Genomic DNA, 21,946 nt, shown 5'->3' with positions numbered 1-21,946 from the left:
CGCCGTTACCACACCGGGCGGCTTTTTTTTGGCGATGGGCCGCGGGGTTCGCACCTGACACGGCAGGCGCTTGCTCAGGAGTCTCTCATCCAGCCCTCACGGCCGGGTGCAAGACGGCTCCATGATCACTCCAAGAAATCGCCGGTCACAGCGTCGAGCAGACCGTGCCGTTCAGGCGGAACACGGTGGGAGAGGGGTAGGCCCCCTCGTTGGCGCCGACGAACCCGACGGTGACGGAACCGCCCGCCGGGATCGTCCTGGTCCCTTCTCCTGCTTGCTCACTGGGGACGACCCGCACGTCCTGTCCTTCGGACGTCCACGTGCCGCCCGATCCGCTGGAGACCCGCTCCCCGGCGACCGGGAACCGGAACGTCAGCGCCCAGTCCGTGAGGTCGGCCGCGCCGCGGTTGGCGACCGTCACCTCGGCGACGAAGCCCCGCCCCCAGCCCTGCGTCACCCGGTAGCGGACCGCGCAGGTGCTGTCCGGCGGCGTGGGGGCGGTGAAGGTCACCGGCGCGGACGGCCGCGACAGCCGCCCGGCCCGGTCCCTGGCCAGCACGTTGACCGTGTAGGAGGCGCCGGGCTCCAGGTCGCGCAGCGTCAGCGAGGTGCCCCGGGTCGTGCCCAGCAGGACGGTGTCCGCGCCCGTCTGCCGGTAGACCTCGTACCTGTCCACGTACCTGTCTGCGGTGCGACCGGCCGGCGGCCAGCTCACGGTGACACCGCCGGGGACACTGTCCGCCGTGCCGCGCGCCGTCGGCGTGCCCGGGGCCGGTGCGGGCTTCGGGCCCCTCGCCGCCCGCACGGTCATGGTCGTGATCGAGTACGGCGGGAGCGTCCGGGTGTACGCGTCGCCCTGCTCGGCCCGGACGAGCGCGGCTGCCCCCCTCGTGAAGGTGTACGTCACCGGCGCCCGGCCGGAGGGGGCGAACCCGGCGTAGCGGAGCCGCACGGGGTAGGCGGTGGCCGGATCCTTGTTGATCAACACGACGGCCAGGTCGCCGCCGGCCTGCCTTACGGCGTGCACGGCCACCTTCGGCTGGTCGGAGGCCGCCCTGACCAGGCCGTCACCGGGCCGGGCCGCCGTGCCGAGGATCTCGATGCCGTGGTAGGAGGGGAACGGCGTGTTGAGCGGGGGCTCGCAGACGCCGTCGGCGCACTGGCCGAGCGACAGGAAGCCGATGTCCTGGTAGTCGGTCTCGCCGTCCAGCGTGCCGACCTTCTCCAGGGCGTTGTGCGTGTCGAACCAGTCCACCGTGAAGACGCCGTTCTCCAGGGCGGTCAGGTAGGTGTCGGCGGCGAACAGCGCGGCCGCGTGCACGTTGCGCCCGATGTTGGAAGCGACCTCGGTCAGCGCGAGCGGCACGTCGCGCCCGCCCAGGGCGGTGACGTCGGCCCGCACCTGGGCCAGCATCTCGGCGAGCCCCGGCGGAGAGGCCAGCATCCCGGGGACGTCGCCACTCGTGTCCGGGATGCTCGTGCCCGGATACCAGTGCACGGTGAAGAAGTCGATCTCGGGCGCCACGGCCGGGATGACCGTGTGGTTCCAGCCGGCCGAGTCGCCGGCGGCGACCACGCTGTCCGGCCAGCTCCCGGGGATGGTGAGCACCGCCCCGACCTTGATCGTGGGATCGACGGCCTTCATCGCCCGGACGAACTCGAGCGTGGTGCGGGCGTACGCCGCGGGGCTCTTGTCCGGGTGGTCGTCGGTCTCCCAGGTGGCGCCGTAGTGGCCGTTGCCGTAGAGCTCGTTGCCGACCTCCCAGTACTTCACGCCGTACTTCTTGGTCTTGTTGGCGTAGCGGACCCACCCGGCGGCCTCCTCCGGGGTGCCGGTGCCGTAGTTCGCGATCACCACGGCCTGCGCGCCTGCCGCCCTTACCGTGCCCATGAACTGGTCGAACCCCGTGCCCGGGGCCACGGTCCCGCCCGGCGCCGTGTGGGTCTCCCAGTGGTAGAGGTCGCCGTACGACCCGCCGGGATATCGCACCGCGGCGATGTGCGCCCGCTTGTACAGCCGCGCCACCTCCGGGTCGTTCATGTGCGGGTCCCAGACGGCGGCGTTGGCGCCGTACGCCGCCTCGTGGAGGGTGCCGAGCCCGGCGTTGGCGTTCACCGTGATCTCGACGGCTCCGGCCTGTCCCGGTGGGGCGGGCGGCGGACTCTGGGCGGGGTCCGCCGCCGCGAGCAGGGAGGCGGCAAGGAACGCGGCGAGCGGAACGGCCAGGGCTCTGCGCATCAATCACTCCGGTGTCGAAGGGGGACCGGTTCGTGGAGCCAGGCCCAGACGATCATCCGCGGTGATCTCCTGGTCAAGTGCCCGGGGCGTCACCCCTGATCAACGCGCTCGTCGCACTCGTGGTTCTTTCATCGGCGGCCTCCCGTCGTGCCCTCGGGCAGCGTGTCGGAGAGGTAGGCGCCGAGGTCGGGGTGGCCGGGAGCGAGCATGTGCCGCACCCACGCGTCGCGTTCGTGCAGGATCGGCGGCAGCTCCCAGACGCAGCCGATGAGCGGGCGTTCCAGCCGGATGAAATGGGTGGGATCCCGGTCGGGGCAGCCCAGCACGGGCTGACCGGCCACCGCGTTGCCGTAGTGCAGGGCGTTGTCCCACGCCCAGGTGTAGGCGTTGATGTAGGCCCCGTCGTCCCCGCCCCGGTGGAGGACGACGAAGGCGGCCGGGGGCGTGCCGTCCGGTTCCGGCAGCAGTTCGGGCAGGACGGCGTACGCCGCCTTCTCGACCTCGGGGTCGATGCCGGCCGGGTCGGCGGTGACGTGGTAGCGCTTGACGTGGTAGCCGCTCACCTCGATCGGGGGCGGCACGAAAAGCAGTTTCTCCGCGAAAGCCATGACGGGCACGGTAGGACCGGTTCGCTGACACCTTCTGGCAGTGGAGTCGTGACAGTGGAATCCTGACACCGTGCGCGCGTCCCGGCTGCTGTCGATCCTCCTGTTGCTGCAGTCGCGCGGCCGGGTGACGGCCCGGCAGCTCGCCGAAGAGCTGGAGGTGAGTGTCCGCACGATCTACCGGGACGTCGAGTCGCTGCACGCCGCCGGCATCCCGTTGTACGGCGAGGCCGGGCACGAGGGCGGCTACCGGCTGATGGACGGCTTCCGCACCCGGCTCACCGGCCTGACCGAGCGGGAGGCCGGGGCGCTGTTCCTGGCCGGGCTGCCGGGACCGGCCGCCGACCTCGGCCTCGGCGCCCTGCTGGCCGCGGCGGAGCTGAAGGTCGAGGCCGCGCTCCCCGCCGGTCTGCGGGAGGAGGCCCGGCGGGTGCGGGAGCACTTCCATCTCGACGCGCCCGGCTGGTACTACGACGGCGACCGTTCGCCCTACCTGCCGGAGGTCGCCGAGGCCGTCTGGAACGCCCGGGTCGTCCACGTCCGCTACCGCCGCTGGGCGGAGCCCTGCGAGGTCGAGCGGAGGCTGGAGCCGTACGGGCTGGTCCTGAAGGGAGGGAAGTGGTATCTCGTGGCGCGGTGCGACGGCGCGTTGCGCACCTACCGGGTCGGCCAGATCCTCGCGCTCACGGTGACCGGTGAGACGTTCGCGCGCCCGGAAGGCTTCGACCTGGCGGGACACTGGCGCGAGCATCTGGCCGGCTTCCGCTCACGGCTGCTGCGGGGGCACGCGGTGATCCGGCTGTCGCCGCGGGGCCGGGAGCGGCTCGCGGAGGTCATGAGCTCGGCCGTCGCCGGGGCCGTGGACGAGACGGCGGGCCCGCCGGACGAGCGGGGCTGGGTCACCGCCACGGTGCCCGTCGAGTCGGTGACGCACGCGCGGACGGAGTTCCTCAAGCTCGGGGCCGAGGTGGAGGTCCTGGAGCCGGCCGAGTTGCGGCGCGAGATGGCGGCGGCCGCGCACGCTCTCGCGGCCCTCTATCCGCCGCCGTCGAGGCTCGAATGAAAATGCGTTCGCAATTGCGGCGGGTCGGATAAAAGCTGATACCAACTCGGCGAGCGCCCTGACAGAGTGCGGTCCGAGTTCTATCCTTGACGGCGTCACTGACAAGATTCTCGCGATTGCGGGAGAAGAAGTGCCCAAGACCACGCGTACGCCGCGAAGGGAGAAAGCGCGAAGCGAGGGCGCGCGAGTGGACGGGCTTCGTGATCCGGATGTCGAGACCTTCGTCGGCGCGATGGGGACGCGCATGCGCGTGGACGCCGAGACGGTCGGAGTCGACCTCCGGACCCTGGAGATCCAGGTAAGACTGCACCTGCCCCGGTTGAGCAGGCCGGCCATCGCCGGCTGGTCTCCGGACAAGGTGTACGAGGAGATACGGTTGCAGGCCGTCATCCGGGCGGCTCAGGTGCGCCAGTCCGCGGAGGACGCCGCGTACCAGGCCCACGCCTCCGTCCTCCTCAACGTGAACAAGGCGCACCGGGACCTGAGTCTGTCGTTCGGCGACGGCTACCGCACCCGCCTGCGCTTCGCCGAGGTCAGGCCGGGCATCGGCCATCTGGTCCAGTCGAGACTGCACTACCTGCACAGTGAGAGGGCCGACACCGTCCTCCAGTTCGGGTTCTTCCTGCCGGGCGCGACGATGCCGATCACGTACGTCGCCTTCTCGCGATGCGACCGCCAGTACGTCCTGGACGCGCTCACCGGGCACGGGCTGGACGTGAATCCCGACCGGATAATGGTCCTGACAAGAATGCACGGGCTGGCGGGAATTCCGGCGAACCTCATGAGCCTGACCATCGCCCGCGCGGTCCGGGAGATCAGGGCGGAAAACGCCGGGGATTATGTCATCACGGCATACAATCCCATGCTCGGTTTCGGCGGCACCTCGTTCCTCGCGTCGGGATTCAGGCCGATCGCCCTGTCACCCGTGGCGTATCGCTACGACGACAAAGGCCTTTTCCAGACACGCCGGATATCCGGGGTGTCGGTGCCGCAACTCCTTGACACCCCGGACAACGTGCTCATGGTCCTCGGCGCCACCTCGGCCGCGAAGCGGAGCGTCGGCGGGATCGAGGGCCTGATCAGGGTGTCGCGCCGGACCCACTCGGGCGGCGACCACGTGAGGCCCGTCAAGGCGGACTTCACCTCGCCGCAGTGGACGGACCGCCTGCTCGGCTACCGCCGGATGCTGGAGTCCTGCTGGTCGGACCGCACGGTCCATCCGCGCTATCAGGAGTCGCCGGTCCCCGAGGGCGACCCCCGGGGCCAGTGCGGGGTCACGTCCGTCTGGCTCGCCCGCAGGCTCCGCGCCGACCTGCTGCTCGAACCCGTCTACTGCTACGGAAGGCTGCGGGTCGGCCGCGACGACGCCGAGGACGTGAGCCACCACTGCTGGGTCGAGATCGGCCCGGCCCACGACCCGCGGCGGTTCGTCATCGACCTGACCGGCGACCAGTCGGACGGCGTACGCGAGCCGATCATCCTGGGCGAGCACCGGGCGCTGGCGGACCGGGGGCTGCGGTACGAGACCGCGGCGAGCCTGCGCCTCGACGAACTGCCGAAGGACCGGGTGTGGCCGCGCTTCCTCGCGCTCGAGGACCGCCTGCGCGACCTGGAGCAGCTCTGGGGGAGGGGGCCGTGGACATGACCGGGGTCCGTCCCACGGTGCTGTTGCTGTCGTCCGACAGTAGGCGGCGGTACGCGGAGGACGTCCTGAGGGCGCTGGCCCTGCCCAGAGGGGCGATCATCCAGTTCCGGTACGAGACCGACTACGTGGCGGGGGCCCTGCAACAGGCGATCGCGAACGGCTCGGCCGTCGGCCGGCGGTGCCTCGTGGCCTTCCTCGCGGATCGGGAGTCGCCCGAGACGGAGCCCTTCGTCGTGCCCGTGCGCTTCGCGACGGTGGTGGCGACCGCCTGTGTGGCCGACATGGCCGTGTTCCGGCTCAGGGTGGACGACTACGCGAACCTGGAGGAGTTCCCGCTGGCCGAGGCGGACATCAGGGCCAAGGGCGGCTGGTTCGTGGACAGGCTCGCGGAGGCCAACGGCGGGCGGTGGTATCCGGCCACCACCCGCTTCCCCGACCTCCACCTGCACGAGCGGCCGGGCGACGACCCCGTCGCGTGGCTCGGGGTGGCCCGGCGGCTCGCCCGGCATCCCACCTACAGGTCCTCTTACTTCGTCCGCACCGAGGAACCGCTGCTGGGCAGGGACAGGACGGGCACGCTCGACGCCGAGGGCCGGCTGCACCTGAGCGACGGCGACTCGGTGAAGATGCGGGTCAGCTTCTACTCCGACGGCTACACGCCGACCGAGAAGCGGCTCGTCTGCACGACCGACGGCACCTTCCTCAAGATCGCGTCCGACGACTCCTACGACGTGGCGTCGCGATACGACACCGTGGAGTTCTGGCTGCGGCCCGAGATGCTGGGCTTCGACGCGCTCGCGCGGGTCGGGATCACGCTGGCGGTCGACACCCGGGCGGGCCCGATGCCGGGAGGCGACTCACTGACGACGAGCGCCGGGTTTCCTGTGGTCGTGCGCCGCTCGCGGTCGCGCCTCCTCACGCGGGTGTCGGCCAGCGCGGCCGGGGCCGTCCTCGTCGCCCTGCCCGCCGTGCTCGGGCCGGGCGTCGGCCTGCCCGTGAGGGTGCTGTGCGCCGTCTGCGGAGCGGCCCTGCTCGCCGTCGCGAACATCGTCATCTCCCACGCCAGGTGACGCCCCACCGGAGAACAGGTGCGGGCGCCGCGCGAACTCCCGGCACAGCTCGTCGAACAACGGCAGCAGTGCCGGGCAGCTCATGCGTATCTTCCGCCTGGCCGTGATCTCGGTGTGCTTGTACGCCGCCCAGGTCGGCCGCAGCGGGTGGTGGTCGGCCAGCAGCACGTTGACGTGGGGGAGCAGCTTGTCCAGCGCGTAGACGAACCTGCTCTCCGGGTCGCGCTGCGCCTTGTAGCCGTACAGGTCCTCGACGAGCCAGGGGAACGTCCCGCCGAAGTCGCGGGTGATGATCTCCCGTGCCTCCTCCTCGCGTACGGCCTTCTTCTCCCGTTCCGCCGGGTCGGCGTAGACCGAGACGTCCCCCGCGTGGACCTCCGGCAGGTCGTGGACCAGCGCATACCTGGCGATCCTGCCCGGGTCCAGGGCCGGGTCGATCAGCGGGGCGAGGCAGACCGCGACCAGGCCCAGGGCGAAGGAGTGCTCCGCGTCGTTCTCGCGCCGGGTGACGTCCTGCGGCACCACCGAGGACCGTTCGATCACGCACGGCGGGAAGACCAGTTCGCGCATGAGGGCCATCAGAGTGTTCGCGCCGACCGGGGAGCCGGTGTTTTTCGCGTCGTCACTCGCCATCGGGCCGCCCTCGCATTGTTCGCCCGTACGCGGCCACGGCGTTTCGCGCACGGCCTGATTCCCAGCGTAGCCGACCATTCATCGACGCCGTGGGAAGTGTTTCCTGTGTGAATGGCCGCGGAAGCCGAATGCCTGTTCGGTAATCGGCATTTCCGCATTTCAGGCCGCATAGTCCCGGAGCGTTATCGAGGTGGCCGCCTTGGTGCTCATCTTGTCGAGCACGCGCATCAGGGGCCCGGTCGTGAGCACCCGGTAGGCCAGATCGCGCCGCCGGATCGCGCCCCGCGTCGCCGGGGCGAGGAAGGAGCCCGCGTTGCCCGCGACCCGCTGGCACGCCTTGGCGAACCCCCTGATCAGTCGCTCGTACTCCGGGAACGCGGCACGGTGGTCGCCGCGGGCGGCGGCCAGCTCGCCCGCCAGCACGTACGCGGCCACGACGGCCATGCCGGCCCCCATGCCGCCGCAGGTGGCGCCGTAGCCGGCGTCGCCGAGCAGCGCGATCCGCCCGCTCGTGTAGTGGTCCATGTGGACGAGGCTGATCGAGTCGAAGTAGAAGTCCGACGCGTCCGGGACGGCCTCGATCAGCCTGGGGACCTCCCAGCCCGCTCCCGCGTACTCGGCCATGACGATCTTCTTCTGCTGCGCCACGTCGCGGTGGTCGAACTCCAGCCCCGGGGCACGGAAGACGCACATCACCCCGGCGGTCGCCCCGTCCCTGGCGCCCGCGGCCGCCACTCCGCGGCCGGGCTCGTTGTAGAGCAGCGTGTCGCGGCCGAGCCCCAGGTGGTCGGGCGCGCTGAAGATCGCGACGTGGTGGCCGGACGGCCGCACGAACCGCGATTCGGGGCCGAAGGCCAGCCGCCGGACGTTCGAGTGCAGGCCGTCCGCGCCGATCACGAGGTCGAACGTCCGGGGAGCTCCACGCTCGAAGGTCACCTCCACCCCGTCCGGGGTCTCGGTCATGGACGCGATGGAGTCGCCGAAGACGTACTCCACGTCGTCCCTGGTGAGGTCGTACAGCACGCGGGCGAGGTCGCCGCGCAGGATCTCCACCTCGCCGCCGGCGAACTCGACGGGCAGCGCGACGACCTGCTCGCCGCGCCAGTCGACCACCCGCCACGGGCCGGGATCGGTGCGCAGGCGGCGGATCTCGTCCAGGACGCCCATCCGCCGCAGCACGTTCATGTGGACCGCCCCCCGGAAGTCGACCGCCTGGCCGCCCTCGCGCAGGGCCGGAGCCCGCTCGACGACCGTGGGGGCGAAGCCGTGCCGGCGCAGCCAGTAGGCGACGGCGGGCCCGGCGATGCTCGCGCCGGAGATCAGAACCGATGGGGTCGTCATGCGCGCTCCTCTGATCCGAGGCCGCGCGGTGTCGCGGCCACGGGAAGAGCGTCGGTCCCGGCGCTGACGGCCCGCCCACCGGGCGCTGACCGCCCGCCACCGTCACATGTTGATCATGTGGCCGGCCAGGCCGTGGATCGCCTCCTTCACCGCCTCGCCCAGGGTCGGGTGGGCGTGGACGTTGCGCGCCACCTCGTGCACGGTGAGGTCCCACTGCTGGGCCAGGGTCAGCTCGGGCAGCAGCTCGGTCACTTCGGGCCCGATGAGGTGGGCGCCGAGGATCTCGCCGTACTTCGCGTCGCTGAGCACCTTGACGAACCCGTTGGGGTCGCCCAGGCCGTGGGCCTTGCCGTTGGCGGTGAACGGGAACTTGACCACCTTCACGTCGAAGCCCTGCTCGCGCGCCTGGGCCTCGGTGTAGCCGAAGCTCGCGATCTGCGGCTGGCAGTAGGTCGCCCGGGGGATCATCACGTAGTCGAGCTCCATCGTCTCCGCGCCCGCGATGGTCTCGGCGGCGATGACGCCCATCGACTCGGCGGCGTGCGCCAGCATGAGCTTCGCGGTGACGTCCCCGATGGCGAAGATGTGCGGCACGTTCGTGCGGCAGCGGCCGTCGACGGCGATCGCGCCCCGCTCGGTCAGCCGTACGCCGGTGTGCTCCAGGCCGTATCCCTCGACGCGCGGCTGGAAGCCGATGGCCTGCAGCACCTTGTCGGCCTCCAGCACGGAGGTCTCGCCGTTCCTGGAGACCGTGACCCGCACCTTGTCGCCGCTGTCGTCGATCGACTCGACCCGGGTGGAGGTCAGCACCTCGATGCCGAGCCGGCGGTAGCGCCGCGCCAGCTCCGCCGAGACCTCCTGGTCCTCCAGCGGGACCATCCGGTCGAGGAACTCGACGATCGTGACCTTCACGCCGTAGTTGTGCAGGACGTACGCGAACTCGACGCCGATCGCCCCGGCACCCGCGATGATCACGCTCTCCGGCAGCGCCTCGCTGAGGATCTGCTCCTCGTACGTCACCACGCGCTCGGACAGGGACGTCCCCGGCAGCAGGCGGGTCGTCGCCCCGGCCGCGATGATGCAGTGGTCGAACGTCACCGTGCGCACCGAGCCGTCCGCGCCGCGCACCTCCATGGAGTCCGGGCCGGTGAAGGTGCCGCGGCCGTCATACTCGGTGATGCCGTTCTTCTTCATCAGGTAGTGGACACCCTTGACGCGCCCGTCCGCCACCTGGCGGCTGCGGCGGAAGGCCGCACCGTAGTCGAGCGTGATCGGGCCGTCCGCCTGGATGCCGAACGTCTTGGTCTCGTTCGTCAGGATGTGGGCGAGTTCGGCGTTGCGCAGCAGCGCCTTGGAGGGGATGCAGCCGACGTTGAGGCACACACCGCCCCAGTAGCGCTCCTCGACGACCGCGGTGCTGAGCCCGAGCTGGGCCGAACGGACCGCGGCGGTGTAGCCGCCGGGCCCGGCGCCGAGGACCACGACATCGTAATGATCGGTCATGGACCGGACCCTACGCCGCCGCGCGCATCCGTCCGGGGAGGGGGTGCCCACCAGGCGTCGATGTCGTGGGAGCGGCTCGGGGCGCCGCGCGGCCTCGCGTGGCGAGACGGAGGATGGACCGGACGGCGGCGGGTAGGGGCTCCCTACGTCGTCAGAGGGAGGAGTGACGGACCATGACCGAGTTCGAGCGGTCCCGCAGGATGCCCGCGCCGGCCGACCAGGTGTTCCGCCAGGCGTGCGACGTCGGCAAACTCGATCTCTGGATGCCCCGTGAGCTGCACGTACACGCGGAGGAGCCGCCCGCGGTCACCGTCCACGAGGACGAGACGGGACAGGACGAACGCGCGCTGCTGCGGGCCGAGCAGGACCAACTGCGGATGGAGTGGGGCACACGCGATGTGGACCGGTACGCCGGATGGCTGCAGGTCGCCGGCATCGACGACGACAGCAGCGACGTGACGGTCCACCTGTCCTTCTTCGACGAGCGGCACGCGCCCCCGGCCGAGGCGGTGGAGCAGGCGCTGGACGACAGCCTCGAACGGCTGGCCGAGCAGGTGCGTCAGGCGGCCTGACCCGTCTGCCCGGCCTACTCGGCCTGCCCGTCGGGGTCCGGACGGTCCGCGTCCCCCGGGTGGCTCGGGTGGCCCGGGTGGTCCCGGTTGGCGGACGGGGTGAGCGGCAGGGGCGGGGCGAACGGCAGGGGCGGGGCGAACGCGGAGGCCCGGGCGCCGGCCAGACCGAGAACCTGGCGTATCCACGCCTCCAGGCCCGTCGGGTCCGGCGGGGTCAGAGGGTCCTGCCCGCCGTGCGTGCTCTGCCCGCTCTGCCCGCCATGTTCTCCGCGCCCCCGCCCGGGAGTCGCCGCGGTCACGCCGTCACCCGAGGAGGGCGGGGGCCAGCAGCCGCAGGTGCTCGATCTGCGTGCCGACCGAGTCGGCCAGTGGTTGAACGCACACGTGGTCGGCCCCCGCGTCGTGGTGGGCGCGTACCCGCTCGGCGATCGTCTCCGGCTCGCCCCAGACCACGATCGCGTCGATGAGCCGGTCGCTGCCCCCGCCCGCGAGGTCGTCGTCGGAGAAGCCCAGTTCGCGCAGGTTGTTGGTGTAGTTGGGCAGGGAGAGGTACATGGCGGCGTACTCGCGGGCGATCTCCCGTGCGCGGTCCGCGTCCGCCTCGACCACCACGGCCTGCTCCGGGGCGAGGACCGGGTCCGGTCCGAGGATCTCGCGGGCCTTGGCGGTGTGCTCGGGTGGCACGAAGTAGGTGTGGGCGCCCTGGGTGCGCCGCGCCGCGAGTTCGAGCATCCGGCGCCGGAGCGCCGCGAGCATCCGCGGCGGCGTCTCCGCCTGCGGCAGCTCGATCGACGCCCGGTCCATCCCGTCGAGATAGTCCCGCATGTACTCGAGCGGCGCGGAGTAGTCGTGGCCGCGAGGGGCGACCAGCGGCTTGTGGCTGACGCCGAGGCCGAGCACGAACCGCCGGTCCCACGCCTCCGCGAGGGTCGCGGCGCCGTTGGCGGCGGCGACGGGGTCGCGGCCGTAGACGTTGGCGATGCCCGTGGCCACGTGCAGCCGCCCGGTGGCCGACAGCAACAGCGCGGCGTGCGTGAACGCCTCTCGTCCGGCCGGGGTCTCACCGATCCACAGCGCCGGGTATCCGAGCTCCTCGATCTCCGCCGCGGCCTTCCTCGCCCCTGCCGCCGGGGTCGCCGCCAGAGAGGACAGCCACACTCCCGTACGGCCGAGGCGGCGCCTCAGCTCGGACGGTTCCACGGTGGGCGGTTGCGTGCGCTCGGCCATCCGGACGCTCCTTGTCTGTCACACGAGATCGGGCGAAGGGGGCGGTTCGCCAGGGACGTCGCCCCCGCGGGGCCGGACGGCCGCGCCGGCGGGCGTCGCAGCCTCAGCATCGCATCGCACGCGCCGGTGACCTCGGCACCTCCCCGCGATCGGTTCACGTGTCGGGGCGCACCGCCGCGCCCGTACGGTTTACTCCGATTTCCCCGAATCCGGCGGTTCATCCGCATTGGTCGCTGATTCGCCCCGAGGGCGGCGAGAGGTCCGTGAGGCGGAACCCACGAAACGGCAAAGGCCTGTCCCGGATCTTCGCGTCCGGGCGGCGGGGCCGCCGTCGCCGCGTGTCTCCTGGGAGCCGACTCGCTCACTTCCCAGGAGGCCGAACATGAGGAAACTGCTGTATGCCGGCGCGGTCGCGATCAGCCTGCTGGCCGCCGGATGCGGCGGTGCCGGCGACGAGGGCGCCAGCCGCGTCGCCAACGACCAGCTCAACGAGTCGCAGACGCCCGAGCCCTCCGAGTACCCCTCGGGGACGACGCCGTCCGCCACCGGATACTCGGCGTCGCCGACATCTCCCGTCCAGGCGTCCCCCACGGGGCCCGCGCGCATCGACGCGGCGCCCACCTCGCTCGGCAGCGTGCTGGTCGGCGTGGACGGCCGCACGGTGTACCTGTTCACCAAGGACAAGGGCGGCGCGTCCGCCTGCACCCAGGCGTGCGCCGCCGCGTGGCCGCCCGTGCTCACCGCCGGTGCGCCCCAGGCCGGTACGGGCGTGCACGCGAACCTGCTCGGGACGCTCCACCGGGAGGACGGCACCACGCAGGTGACCTACAACAAGCACCCGCTCTACTACTACGCGAAGGACCAGAAGGCCGGCGACGTGCTCGGCCAGGGCCTGAAGGACTTCGGCGGCGAGTGGTACGCCGTCACCCCGGAGGGCAAGAAGGCCAAGCGTTAGTCCCGGAGCGCGGGGCCATGCTGTGCGGCAGCCGGGCGAGCAGGGCCGACAACTGCTCGCGCTCGTCCGGCGACGGCAGCACCAGGAGCGACTCCAGCCCCCGCACGTGGTCCCCGACGCTGCGCTCGAGCGGAGTCGGCGGTCGCGGCGGGGGAGAGCAGGCCCCGCTTCCCCGTCCGTTCCCGATCCGCCTTCCCCCCGCAGGAGGGCGGATTTCTCGTGTCCTCTCCAGTTCTGCCGGCCAACCCTTTCGGCAACCCTGGGGATCACCTGGCTACCACTGCTCGGAGCCCACTAGGCTTAGGGCACTCCGCCCTGTGTCCGCGGCCGCTTGATCATCTGAAAGTGGGCTCGCGATGGCCTCGGACGCGTCGTCTCTTCTCGAGAACATCCTCACCGGCATGGCCGACCTCTTCGGGGTCGACGGCGCCGCGTTGATGCTGCTCGACGGCCAGGACCGCCTCCGCGCGATCGGGGCGACCGACGACGACGGCGTACTGCTGGAGTCCGCCCAGGAGTCCGTGGGCGACGGTCCCGCCATAGAGAGCGCCGCCAGTGGCGGCCTCGTCGCGATCCCCGATCTGCACGCCGCGAGGCCCATGGGGTTCCCGCACGTGGCCGTCCACGCCCCGCCGGTCCGGGCCGTCCTCTCCGTACCGCTCATCGAGGATCGCGAACTCATCGGCGTCCTGGACTTCTACGCCCGCGACGGGCGCGCCTGGGACCGCACGGAGGCGGAGGCCGGATCACGTCTCGGCGAGCTGATGGTCATCGTTCTTCAGGTCCTGGCAGAGATCAGGACTGATCGAGCCCCCTCCGGGCAGTTGTGATGGCCGAATCGGCGCCTCTCCCCCAGGCCACGGCGGTGCGAGGTGAGGTTCACGAGAGGATACGGAATGACCCATATCGATCCTGAGGCTCTTGTCGCCAGCCTGCGACGTCTGCAGAAGGACAGGGCGGCGACCGGGATCGTGCACCACCTTGAGCGCATCGTCCAAGTGGTCGACCGGCTTTTCGGATACTCCGGCGCCGGCCTGATGTTCGCCGAGGAGGACCGCACACTTCGCTACCTCTTCGCCACCGACGAGCGTGGCCGCAGCCTCGAGCGCGCTCAGGCGGTGACGGGCCAGGGCCCGTGTGTGGCGGCGTACGTGGGCGACACCGCGGTGACGACGGTCGACGTGCGGGCCGACCGGCGGTGGCCGGCCCTGCGTGAACTGCTGCACCCCGAGGTGCGCGGGGTGGCGGGAGTGCCGATCCGGCTCGGCGGCGTGCCCGTGGGCACCCTCAACGTCTACCAGGACGCGCCGCACGAGTGGCAGGAGAGCGACACCCAGGCCCTCCACGCGTACGCCCACGTGATCGAGCAGGTCCTCGTGGCGTCGATGGAGGCGGACGAGAAGGCGGAGCTCGCCGACCAGCTCCAGTACGCCCTGGACTACCGGGTCGTGATCGAGCGGGCCATCGGCTATCTCATGGGCAAGCACGATCTGACGGCCTCGCAGGCGTTCACCGGGCTGCGCAAGCAGGCCAGGGACAGTAGACGGAAGGTATCCGAGCTCGCGGCGGAGCTGCTGGGCGAGCAGGGCCAGAGGAATGTTGCGAATCCAGACCACGTCGTCTGAGGCCGGCATCCGGATGGCCGTGAACGGCGACCTCGACGTGTCGGGGGTGCCGGAGTTCCACGCCTGCCTGCGGCAGGTGCTGGGGACCTACCGGCCCGGGCACGTCGAGGTCGACCTGGCCGGGGTCGGCTTCCTCGACTGCGCGGGCGCGCGGAGCCTCCTGTGGGCCGACGCGCGCGTGCGGGAGTGGGGCGGCGGTGTGACCTTCGTCCGCCCCGCCCCGCCGGTGCTGCGGCTGCTTCGGCTGCTGGGCTTCGACTCCGCGCTGTCCATCCGTACGGCGTCGCACGTGCCGCTGCCTCAGCCCACGGCCGAGGCCCGTCCCCGGCCCAACTGACCGGACGTACGGCCGGTGGGGCCGGCGGACGGAGGTGGGCCGTGACCGGGCGATAGTCTTGCCGTGATGTATCGACTCGTGTTCACGCAGGTCCTGAGCCGCCTCGACGCGGAGGCCGTCCACCACCTCACGATCAGGCTGCTCCGCCTGCTCGGGATGTGTCCGCCCCTCGTGCGGCTGTTGTATCGGCTGCTCGCGCCGAGGGCGGAGTCGCTGCGCGTCCAGGCGTTCGGCGTCCACTTCGCCTCGCCGTTCGGGCTCGCCGCCGGGTTCGACAAGGACGCCGGATGCGCCGAGCCGCTGTCGGCGCTCGGATTCGGGTACGTCGAGGTCGGCACGATCACCGCGCACGCCCAGCCCGGCAACCCCCGGCCGCGGCTTTTCCGCCTGCTCGAGAGCCGGGCGATCATCAACCGGATGGGCTTCAACAACGCCGGGGCGGCGGCCGCCGCCAAGCGGCTGCGCAGGGCGCGCCACATTCCGGCCGTGGTCGGCGTCAACATCGGCAAGACCAAGGCCGTGCCGGAGTCCGGTGCCGTGCGCGACTACGTGGACAGCGCCCGCAGGCTCGCGCCGCTCGCCGACTACCTCGTGGTCAACGTGAGCTCGCCCAACACCCCGGGCCTGCGCGACCTGCAGGCCGTGGACCGCCTGCGGCCGCTGCTGTCGGCGGTGAAGGAGGCGGCGGGGCGCACCCCGCTGCTCGTGAAGATCGCGCCGGACCTGGCGGACGAGGACGTGGACGCCGTGGCCGAGCTCGCCGCCGAGCTCGGGCTGGCGGGCGTCATCGCGACCAACACCACGATCAGCCGCGAGGGCGTCGCGAGCACCGAGGCGGGAGGCCTGTCGGGACAGCCGCTCAAGGCCCGCTCGCTGGAGGTGCTGCGCCGCCTGCGCCAGAAGGCCGGCGACCGGCTCACGCTCGTCTCCGTCGGCGGCGTGGAGGACGTCGACGACGTCTGGGAGCGGCTGCTGGCCGGTGCCACCCTGGTGCAGGGATACACCGGCCTGATCTACGAGGGCCCCCTGTGGCCGTCGCGCATCAACCGGCAGCTCGCCCGCCGGCTGCGGCGGCACGGCTACGGCTCCGTCCGCGAGATCGTCGGCCGCACCGCATGAATCCCCTTCTCCCGAGAATGGAGAGCCCCATGAGCGTCAAGACCTACACCGTGCAGGGCATGACCTGCGGTCACTGCGTGAGCTCGGTCAAGGAGGAGGTCGGCGAGGTCCCCGGCGTCACCGGCGTCGAGGTGGATCTCGACAGCGGCCGCCTCGACGTCTCCGGCGACGTCGCCGACGACGCCGTGCGCAAGGCCGTCGAGGAGGCCGGCTACACGCTCGTGTGAGCTTCGGCCGCGCCCATCGGTCACGTCGACGCCCATCCGCTCCCGCCCGCCTGCTCCGCGGGTAGGGTGATCCGCCATGGGCGTCCTGGTCGACTACTTCACCGCCGATTCCGACGGGTCCGCCCGGCGTGCCCTGTCCACCGGGCCGGGGGCGGTCGACCTGCCGTACGTCGACTGCAAGGGGTGGCTCGACGAGCTCGACACGCTGGTCGCCGAGCTCAGCGGACGCGACCTCAGCGAGTTCGGCGACACCGAGACGGTCGTGGGGGGACGACGAGGGGCCGGCCCTGGAGCGCATGGCGTCCGAGACCGTCGAGGCGCTCGCCGCCGCGGACGACGCGCGGCTGCGCGAGTACGCCGAGGAGGAACTCCTCGACGAGTTCGAGGTCGAGCGGGTCACGGCCCTGCGCGACCTGGCCCGCGCGGCCGTACGGCTCAACCAGGGGATGTACTGCTGGATGTGCCCCTGAACGCCTCGAACAGCTCCTCGCGGAGGGCGGGCGGCAGCCTGCGGCCCATGTCCCGCGGGCTCACCACCGCGTGGTCGTCGTTGTGCTCCACGGCGTTTCCGGCGAGGAACTCCAGGCTGAAGCGGGCCTCCTTCCGGTGCTTCTCGTCCGGCCAGGACTCCACAAGCGGCAGCACCGCCCGCACCCGCGCGGTCACGCGGTCGAGGAGCGCACAGCCGGGCGGGCCGGGCCAGCGCTGCGCGTGCAGGTCGATGTGCTTGAAGGCGACGTAGTCCAGCTCGGCGGCGGTGAAGTCGTTGCCGGTGAACGCGTTGCGCTCCCTGCCCAGCGCGGCCTGCTCGTCCATGGGACGACCCCAGAAGTTGATCTCGCGGAGCCGCCCGGAGAAGACGCAGTCGAGGAACTCGGCCTGCATCGTGAACGTCTGCTGCCTCAGCCGGGCTCGGTCGAACACGCACCTCTCGAACCGCACGTTGCCGAACGAGGTGAGCGGCGCGAAGCGCGTACGCCGGAACACGCAGTCGCGGAAGACCGACTGCGGCCAGCCGACGCGGTCCCAGGTCCCTCCGGCGGCGGTGGCGCCCATCGACAGATGCTCGAAGGCCGCGCCGGTGAAGTCGCATCCCTCGAACTCGCTGGAATGTGAGTTGAAGTCGGTGAACCGCGTTCCGGAGAAGTCGACGTTCACCAGCCGGGCCCTGTCGAAGGTCACACTCGACACTCCGGGCGGCAGCTCGAACCGCTGGTCGCGCAGCTCGCCGCGGGCGATCCAGTCTCGCCGCCACTCTTCCGGGCTCGGCCGCAGGCTGAACCGCTCGGACGCGCTCACGCGGCCCGCCCGCCGCGGCCGTCACCGGCGGAAAGGCGAATCACGATCATGCGCTCCGAAAGTACGAGATCATGCATGGGCGGAGTCTCGCAGCCCGCCCCGACAAAGCTAAGCGAGCGACCCCCCATGAGCGCCATCTACGACCAGGCCGACGGCGAGCGGATCGCCGTGGCCGACAGCGGTGATTCCGTGAGCATCATCAACCGCTCCGGGAGGATCGTCGTCGCCAAGAAGGACGTACGCAGGCTCGCCGAGCGGGTCCTCGCCGCGGCGGGCCGGATGGCCGTCGTCCTGTTCCCGCCGGCCCTGCGGAAGGACACGCTGTCGGTCTCCGGCCCGTCCGGACGGTGGAAGGTCCGCGTCTCGCCGAAGAACGGCGCGCGCGTCCTCGTCGAGGTCGATCCGCAGGGTCTCGGGCCGGCCGAGGCCTACGAACTCGCCGCCGCCGTCGCGGTGGCCGGGCGCCACATCGGCGACGCCGCACAGGCCGACCTGCGCCTGACCGCGAGGATCCGCGAGGTGATCGACACCTACCAGGGCCTCGACGCGGAGAAGATCGCGGCCGCCATCGTCGCCGAGGTCCTCGACGGAGCGTGACACCCCGCCCGCCGCGTCCCCGGCACGCCTGATCGTGACGGCGCCCGCCGCATCTCCACCGGCACCTGCGGGCCCGCACAGACGCGCGGTGACGCCGGGGAAAAGCCGGTTGCCCCGCGCGACGGAGCCTGCGGAGGATGTCGGCCATGGGAGACGGGCACGTGCGCGGACTGGAGCTGTCGCGGCGGTTCTACCTGGAGGCGGTGGCACCGCTGCTGGCGCGGCGCTTCGGCGGCCTCACACACACGGCGGCCCTCCTCGGGCCGGGTTCGGAGGTGCTCGGGTACGACACCGAGCGGTCCACCGACCACGACTGGGGTCCACGGCTGCAGCTGTTCCTGAGCCCCGAGGACGCCGCCGCCCACGGCGAGGCCGTGGACGCCGCGCTCGCCGGCAGCCTGCCGCCGGACTTCCTCGGCTATCCCACGAACTTCGGCCCGCCGGGGGCTGACGGCACCCGGCACATGGAGGCGGCGGACGGGCCGCTCCGGCACGGAGTCGTGGTGGCCGATCTGACCGCATGGCTCACCGGGCACCTCGGGTTCGACCCGATCGCGGGCGTCGGCCTGTCCGACTGGCTGGCGACGCCCACCCAGACGCTCGCGGAGATCACGGCGGGAGAGGTCTTCCACGACGGCCTGGGCCTGCTCCTGCCGGTGCGCCGGCGCCTCGCCTGGTATCCCGGCGACGTCTGGCGCTACATCCTGGCCTGCCAATGGCGGCGGATATGCCAGGAGGAGGCGTTCGTGGGCCGCGCCGCCGAGGCCGGTGACGAACTGGGCTCGGCCGTCACCTGCGCTCGCCTGGTGCGCGACCTCATCCGGCTCGCCCTGCTCATGCACCGCCGCTACCCGCCGTACGGCAAGTGGCTGGGCAGCGCCTTCGCCGCCCTGCCGTGCGCCCCGGCTCTGGCGCCCGTGCTCAGGGCGGCCGTGTCCGCCACCGAACGGCGGGACCGCGAGCGCCACCTCGCCGGCGCCTACGAGGCCCTCGCGGCCCTGCACAACGCCCTCGGCCTCACCGCGCCCGTCGATCCGCGCACCCGGCCCTACCACAACCGGCCCTACCGGGTGCTGCGCGCCGAGCGCTTCACCGAGGCGCTGCTGGAGACCATCGCCGATCCGGAGGTGCGGCGGTTGCCTCTGACCGGCGCGGTGGACCAGTACGTCGACAGCACCGACGTGCTGGGCGACCGCCCCCGCGTGCGGCGCGTCGCCGACGCGGCGCGGCGTTAGAGGCTGGGCCGGGTGGAGTCGGCCGACAGGCTGAGCTCGTGCAGGTGGCGCATCACGTCGTGCACGGCGACGGCGCCCGGGCGGTGGCGACGCCATCCGCTGCCGCCCCGCTGCCAGGGCCGGGGGCCGGACAGCGGGCGATACTCCACGCCGAACGCGTCCAGCCGTGCCAGGTGGTCCTCGACGCGGCGGAAGAAGTCCTCGGGCCCGGCCGGGCCGCCGGTCCACGCGACCTCGGCCGCCGCGCAGCCCCGGGGCCAGGCGCGGTAGTCGAGCGTCCGGCCGTCCGGGATGCGCTCGCTCCACAGCTGGAACTGGACGCCGATCACCCGGGCACGCTCCTCCTCCGGCCACTCGGACGGCGCGGGCGCGAAGGCCGCCACATCGGCCACGGTGATCGCGTCTCCGAGGCCGGCCGGCTCCTCGGGCGAGGCCGCCTCGGCGTAGTCGAAGTACATCGGGAAGACCGGCGTCGCCACCACGTCGTGTCCCGCCGCCGCGGCCCGGCGGGCGACGTGCTCGCCGCGCCAGGGCATCACGATCGTGTCCGGCCGCAGCCTGCCGCTGACGAACGCCTCGTCCCACACCACCGTGCGGCTGCCGCGTTCTGCCAGCGCGTCGGCGAGCCGCCGCAGGAACCAGGCGTGCAGGTCACCCGTGCTCTCCAGGCCCAGCGAGGCCTGGTGGGCCGAGATCTCGGCCGATGCCGCCCAGTCGTCGAGGACGCACTCGTCGCCGCCGATGTGGAAATAGGGCACCTCGCCCAGGGCGTCGGCGATCTCGGCGAACACGGTGGTCAGGAAGTCGACGGTCGCCGGGAGCGGGGACAGGATCGCCGGCGAGATGCCCCACCGGTCCAGCACCTCGTAGCGCTCCTCCGGCCGGGACGCCAGCGCGGGATAGGCGGCCAGCACGGCGGAGGCGTGCCCCGGAACGTCGATCTCCGGCACGACGGTCACCGCGCGCGCCCGGGCGTACGCCGCGATCTCCGCCAGGTCGGCGAGCGTGTAGTGGCCGCCGTGGGGGACGCCGTCGAAGGCGAGTTCCTCCCCCTTGTGGCTGGTGATCGTCCGCGGGCGGTGCGAGCCCACCTCGTGCAGCAGCGGGAACGCCCTGCTCTCCACCCGCCAGCCCTGGTCGTCGGCCAGATGGAGATGCAGCCGGTTCAGCTTGTGCAGCGCCATCAGGTCGATCATCCGCAGCACCTCCCGCTTCGGCAGGAAGCTGCGGGCCACGTCGACGTGCGCGCCCCGCCAGGAGAACCCGGGCGCGTCCTCCACCCGCCCGCAGGGGACCGTCCAGGGCGACCCGGGCACGAGGGCCGACCGGAACGCCTCGGCCGGCAGGAGCTGCCGCAGCGTCTGCCCGGCGTAGAAGGCGCCCGCCCGGTCTCCGGCCGCGATGCGGACGCCGTCGCCCGCGATCGTCATCGCGTAGGCCTCCGGCCCGAGCCGGGGGTCCTCCTCCACCCGCACGGCCGCCGCGGCGGCGTCGCCGGGCCTGAGGTCGAGCACAGGGAGCGCGAGCCGTACGGCGTCGGTGAGCGGGGCCGGGCCCGACACGGCGGAGCCGGGCGCGATCTCGGCCGACCCCGAGCCCGTCTCGACGAGCCTCGGCAGGGGAAGGAGATGCTTCATGCCGCCGATGATGCCAAACCCCACCGACGGTCCCGCCACTCCGTCCCAGCCCCCTGAGAGCCACTGAGAGCCCTGAGGCGCGGTCAGCGGGCGGAGGTGAGGTAGTCCTCCAGGCCCTTCGCCAGCGACCGCGCCATCCTCGCGCGGAACGCGGGGTCCTTGAACCTGGCGGCGTCCTTGGCGTTGCGCATGTTGCCGCACTCGATGAAGATCTTCGGCACCGTCGACAGGTTGAGCCCGCCGAGGTCGCTGCGGTAGTTCAGCGCCTGCTTGCCGATGTAGGTCGAGTAGGGCAGGCCGGTGCCGCTGTGGAAGGCGTCCCGCACGTTCTCACCGAGCCGCGCCGAGTCCTTCACGACCGGATCGACCGGCCCGCCGATCTTCTTCGGCATGATGATGTGGAACCCGCGGAGGTTCGCCGCCGCGCCGTCGCCGTGGATGGAGATCGCCGCGTCCGCGTGGGCCTTGTTCCCGATGGCGGCCCGCTGGTTGATGCAGGGACCCCACTCGGTGCTGCTCGTCCGGGTGAGCTTGACCGTGGCCCCTTCGGCTTTGAGGAGCTTCGCGAGCCTGCTGGACACGTCCCAGGTGAAGGCCGCCTCGGTGTAGCCGTCGTTCGTCGACGTGCCGGTCGTGTCGCAGGCCTTCTTCTGGTTGGAGATGTCGACCAGCTGGTTGATCTCCTTGGTGTGGCGGTAGTTGCCGCCGTTGTGGCCCGGGTCGATCACCACGACCTTCCCCGTCAGCGGCAGGGCCTCCGTCTCGGAGGAGGCAGTACGCGTGGTCGGGACGGCCGTCCCGGCGGCGTCCGACTGGTCCTGGGTCGCGGCCGGCCGTCCGAGCTGGGACGAGGTGGCGGGGGCGGCGGCCCCCGTGTCGGAGACCTCAGCGCCGCCGCAGGCGACGGCTCCGACCCCGCACAGGGCCAGGGCTGCGGCGGCGAGTGGTCGTCTGATCACGGTCGAAATCCCTTCCCGGAGGTGTGGTCTCCCCAACCTAACCGGAACGGAGTCGTGA

Annotated in this window: 22 protein-coding genes; 12 read left to right on the top strand and 10 right to left on the bottom strand. The window is 72.0% G+C overall.

All coding sequences use genetic code 11. The features are described from left to right. Window positions 1-145: 145 nt before the first annotated feature. A complete protein-coding gene (locus QSK36_RS24950) occupies window positions 146-2,239 on the bottom strand; it encodes a cellulose binding domain-containing protein (RefSeq protein WP_285784057.1) in 2,094 nt (697 codons plus the stop codon). 128 nt (window positions 2,240-2,367) lie between these two features. Beyond that, window positions 2,368-2,847, bottom strand: coding sequence for a hypothetical protein (locus QSK36_RS24945; protein WP_183543724.1), 480 nt, complete (start codon window positions 2,845-2,847; stop codon window positions 2,368-2,370). Between the two features lie 70 nt (window positions 2,848-2,917). Between QSK36_RS24945 and QSK36_RS24940 the strand changes: the two genes are divergently transcribed. Continuing rightward, window positions 2,918-3,907 (top strand): helix-turn-helix transcriptional regulator, encoded by a 990-nt coding sequence (locus tag QSK36_RS24940; protein ID WP_285784056.1) that lies wholly within the window; start codon window positions 2,918-2,920, stop codon window positions 3,905-3,907. A gap of 187 nt (window positions 3,908-4,094) precedes the next feature. Then, window positions 4,095-5,552 carry a hypothetical protein gene (locus tag QSK36_RS24935; protein ID WP_285784055.1) on the top strand — a complete coding sequence of 486 codons (1,458 nt, stop codon included), beginning with the start codon at window positions 4,095-4,097 and terminating at the stop codon, window positions 5,550-5,552. Between the two features lie 857 nt (window positions 5,553-6,409). Here QSK36_RS24935 and QSK36_RS24930 read toward each other — a convergent pair. From QSK36_RS24930 to lpdA, 3 genes are all read right to left on the bottom strand, one after another. After that, a complete protein-coding gene (locus QSK36_RS24930; protein ID WP_285784054.1) occupies window positions 6,410-7,255 on the bottom strand; it encodes an HD domain-containing protein in 846 nt (281 codons plus the stop codon). Window positions 7,256-7,414: 159 nt separating this feature from the next. After that, window positions 7,415-8,596 carry an FAD-dependent monooxygenase gene (locus QSK36_RS24925; RefSeq protein ID WP_285784053.1) on the bottom strand — a complete coding sequence of 394 codons (1,182 nt, stop codon included), beginning with the start codon at window positions 8,594-8,596 and terminating at the stop codon, window positions 7,415-7,417. A 102-nt stretch (window positions 8,597-8,698) separates the two neighbouring features. Then, window positions 8,699-10,099 carry a dihydrolipoyl dehydrogenase gene (gene lpdA, locus QSK36_RS24920; protein ID WP_139579719.1) on the bottom strand — a complete coding sequence of 467 codons (1,401 nt, stop codon included), beginning with the start codon at window positions 10,097-10,099 and terminating at the stop codon, window positions 8,699-8,701. Between the two features lie 173 nt (window positions 10,100-10,272). Here lpdA and QSK36_RS24915 point away from each other — a divergent pair, with 173 nt between their 5' ends. Then, on the top strand, window positions 10,273-10,671 hold the full coding sequence (locus tag QSK36_RS24915) for an SRPBCC family protein (protein ID WP_030508779.1): 399 nt from the start codon (window positions 10,273-10,275) through the stop codon (window positions 10,669-10,671). A gap of 14 nt (window positions 10,672-10,685) precedes the next feature. On the opposite strand, the gene QSK36_RS24910 is transcribed toward QSK36_RS24915, so the two are convergent. Together QSK36_RS24910 and QSK36_RS24905 are read right to left on the bottom strand one after the other, a co-directional pair. Further along, window positions 10,686-10,970, bottom strand: coding sequence for a hypothetical protein (locus tag QSK36_RS24910; protein ID WP_285784052.1), 285 nt, complete (start codon window positions 10,968-10,970; stop codon window positions 10,686-10,688). A gap of 4 nt (window positions 10,971-10,974) precedes the next feature. Continuing rightward, complete coding sequence (locus QSK36_RS24905; RefSeq protein ID WP_183543736.1) at window positions 10,975-11,898, bottom strand: TIGR03620 family F420-dependent LLM class oxidoreductase; 924 nt, start codon at window positions 11,896-11,898, stop codon at window positions 10,975-10,977. A gap of 382 nt (window positions 11,899-12,280) precedes the next feature. On the opposite strand from QSK36_RS24905, the gene QSK36_RS24900 reads away from it, so the two are divergent. From QSK36_RS24900 to QSK36_RS24870, 7 genes are all read left to right on the top strand, one after another. Then, a complete protein-coding gene (locus QSK36_RS24900; RefSeq protein ID WP_139579722.1) occupies window positions 12,281-12,853 on the top strand; it encodes a COG4315 family predicted lipoprotein in 573 nt (190 codons plus the stop codon). Window positions 12,854-13,209: 356 nt separating this feature from the next. Beyond that, window positions 13,210-13,683: a GAF domain-containing protein gene (locus QSK36_RS24895; protein WP_139579723.1), complete on the top strand. Its 474-nt coding sequence runs from the start codon at window positions 13,210-13,212 to the stop codon at window positions 13,681-13,683. Window positions 13,684-13,749: 66 nt separating this feature from the next. Next, complete coding sequence (locus QSK36_RS24890; RefSeq protein ID WP_182900456.1) at window positions 13,750-14,478, top strand: GAF and ANTAR domain-containing protein; 729 nt, start codon at window positions 13,750-13,752, stop codon at window positions 14,476-14,478. Then, window positions 14,450-14,815, top strand: coding sequence for an STAS domain-containing protein (locus QSK36_RS24885; RefSeq protein ID WP_139579725.1), 366 nt, complete (start codon window positions 14,450-14,452; stop codon window positions 14,813-14,815). Before QSK36_RS24890 ends, QSK36_RS24885 begins: the two co-directional genes overlap by 29 nt. Before the next feature lie 66 nt (window positions 14,816-14,881). Further along, window positions 14,882-15,934 (top strand): quinone-dependent dihydroorotate dehydrogenase, encoded by a 1,053-nt coding sequence (locus tag QSK36_RS24880; RefSeq protein WP_285784051.1) that lies wholly within the window; start codon window positions 14,882-14,884, stop codon window positions 15,932-15,934. 29 nt (window positions 15,935-15,963) lie between these two features. After that, window positions 15,964-16,161, top strand: coding sequence for a heavy-metal-associated domain-containing protein (locus tag QSK36_RS24875; protein ID WP_285784050.1), 198 nt, complete (start codon window positions 15,964-15,966; stop codon window positions 16,159-16,161). A 296-nt stretch (window positions 16,162-16,457) separates the two neighbouring features. Then, the gene (locus QSK36_RS24870) at window positions 16,458-16,631 is read left to right on the top strand and encodes a hypothetical protein (protein WP_285784049.1); all 174 of its coding nucleotides are present in this window, start codon (window positions 16,458-16,460) and stop codon (window positions 16,629-16,631) included. Here QSK36_RS24870 and QSK36_RS24865 read toward each other — a convergent pair. Further along, window positions 16,597-17,460: a pentapeptide repeat-containing protein gene (locus QSK36_RS24865; protein ID WP_285784048.1), complete on the bottom strand. Its 864-nt coding sequence runs from the start codon at window positions 17,458-17,460 to the stop codon at window positions 16,597-16,599. The two genes, QSK36_RS24870 and QSK36_RS24865, sit on opposite strands and share 35 nt — an antisense overlap. Before the next feature lie 126 nt (window positions 17,461-17,586). Here QSK36_RS24865 and QSK36_RS24860 point away from each other — a divergent pair, with 126 nt between their 5' ends. Then, complete coding sequence (locus QSK36_RS24860) at window positions 17,587-18,057, top strand: hypothetical protein (protein ID WP_139579730.1); 471 nt, start codon at window positions 17,587-17,589, stop codon at window positions 18,055-18,057. Between the two features lie 146 nt (window positions 18,058-18,203). After that, window positions 18,204-19,292 (top strand): DUF4037 domain-containing protein, encoded by a 1,089-nt coding sequence (locus QSK36_RS24855; protein WP_285784047.1) that lies wholly within the window; start codon window positions 18,204-18,206, stop codon window positions 19,290-19,292. Here QSK36_RS24855 and QSK36_RS24850 read toward each other — a convergent pair. Both QSK36_RS24850 and QSK36_RS24845 read right to left on the bottom strand, forming a co-directional pair. Then, window positions 19,289-20,929 (bottom strand): beta-N-acetylhexosaminidase, encoded by a 1,641-nt coding sequence (locus tag QSK36_RS24850; protein ID WP_285784046.1) that lies wholly within the window; start codon window positions 20,927-20,929, stop codon window positions 19,289-19,291. The two genes, QSK36_RS24855 and QSK36_RS24850, sit on opposite strands and share 4 nt — an antisense overlap. An 83-nt stretch (window positions 20,930-21,012) precedes the next feature. Further along, a complete protein-coding gene (locus QSK36_RS24845) occupies window positions 21,013-21,888 on the bottom strand; it encodes an N-acetylmuramoyl-L-alanine amidase (protein WP_285784045.1) in 876 nt (291 codons plus the stop codon). Between the last annotated feature and the right edge of the window lie 58 nt (window positions 21,889-21,946).

The sequence above is a fragment of the Microbispora sp. NBRC 16548 genome (assembly GCF_030268985.1).
GTDB lineage: Bacteria > Actinomycetota > Actinomycetes > Streptosporangiales > Streptosporangiaceae > Microbispora > Microbispora catharanthi.
Note: the sequence above shows the minus strand (reverse complement) of the source record. Positions and strands in the feature narration are given on the sequence as shown.

Coding starts and splice junctions, on each gene's coding strand:
- QSK36_RS24915 (WP_030508779.1), top strand. CDS start 10,273: ATGACCGAGTTCGAGCGGTCCCGCAGGATGCCCGCGCCGGCCGACCAG.
- QSK36_RS24900 (WP_139579722.1), top strand. CDS start 12,281: ATGAGGAAACTGCTGTATGCCGGCGCGGTCGCGATCAGCCTGCTGGCC.
- QSK36_RS24925 (WP_285784053.1), bottom strand. CDS start 8,596: ATGACGACCCCATCGGTTCTGATCTCCGGCGCGAGCATCGCCGGGCCC.
- QSK36_RS24890 (WP_182900456.1), top strand. CDS start 13,750: ATGACCCATATCGATCCTGAGGCTCTTGTCGCCAGCCTGCGACGTCTG.
- QSK36_RS24885 (WP_139579725.1), top strand. CDS start 14,450: ATGTTGCGAATCCAGACCACGTCGTCTGAGGCCGGCATCCGGATGGCC.
- QSK36_RS24870 (WP_285784049.1), top strand. CDS start 16,458: ATGGCGTCCGAGACCGTCGAGGCGCTCGCCGCCGCGGACGACGCGCGG.
- QSK36_RS24860 (WP_139579730.1), top strand. CDS start 17,587: ATGAGCGCCATCTACGACCAGGCCGACGGCGAGCGGATCGCCGTGGCC.
- QSK36_RS24950 (WP_285784057.1), bottom strand. CDS start 2,239: ATGCGCAGAGCCCTGGCCGTTCCGCTCGCCGCGTTCCTTGCCGCCTCC.
- QSK36_RS24850 (WP_285784046.1), bottom strand. CDS start 20,929: ATGAAGCATCTCCTTCCCCTGCCGAGGCTCGTCGAGACGGGCTCGGGG.
- lpdA (WP_139579719.1), bottom strand. CDS start 10,099: ATGACCGATCATTACGATGTCGTGGTCCTCGGCGCCGGGCCCGGCGGC.
- QSK36_RS24895 (WP_139579723.1), top strand. CDS start 13,210: ATGGCCTCGGACGCGTCGTCTCTTCTCGAGAACATCCTCACCGGCATG.
- QSK36_RS24880 (WP_285784051.1), top strand. CDS start 14,882: ATGTATCGACTCGTGTTCACGCAGGTCCTGAGCCGCCTCGACGCGGAG.
- QSK36_RS24930 (WP_285784054.1), bottom strand. CDS start 7,255: ATGGCGAGTGACGACGCGAAAAACACCGGCTCCCCGGTCGGCGCGAAC.
- QSK36_RS24945 (WP_183543724.1), bottom strand. CDS start 2,847: ATGGCTTTCGCGGAGAAACTGCTTTTCGTGCCGCCCCCGATCGAGGTG.
- QSK36_RS24855 (WP_285784047.1), top strand. CDS start 18,204: ATGGGAGACGGGCACGTGCGCGGACTGGAGCTGTCGCGGCGGTTCTAC.
- QSK36_RS24875 (WP_285784050.1), top strand. CDS start 15,964: ATGAGCGTCAAGACCTACACCGTGCAGGGCATGACCTGCGGTCACTGC.
- QSK36_RS24905 (WP_183543736.1), bottom strand. CDS start 11,898: ATGGCCGAGCGCACGCAACCGCCCACCGTGGAACCGTCCGAGCTGAGG.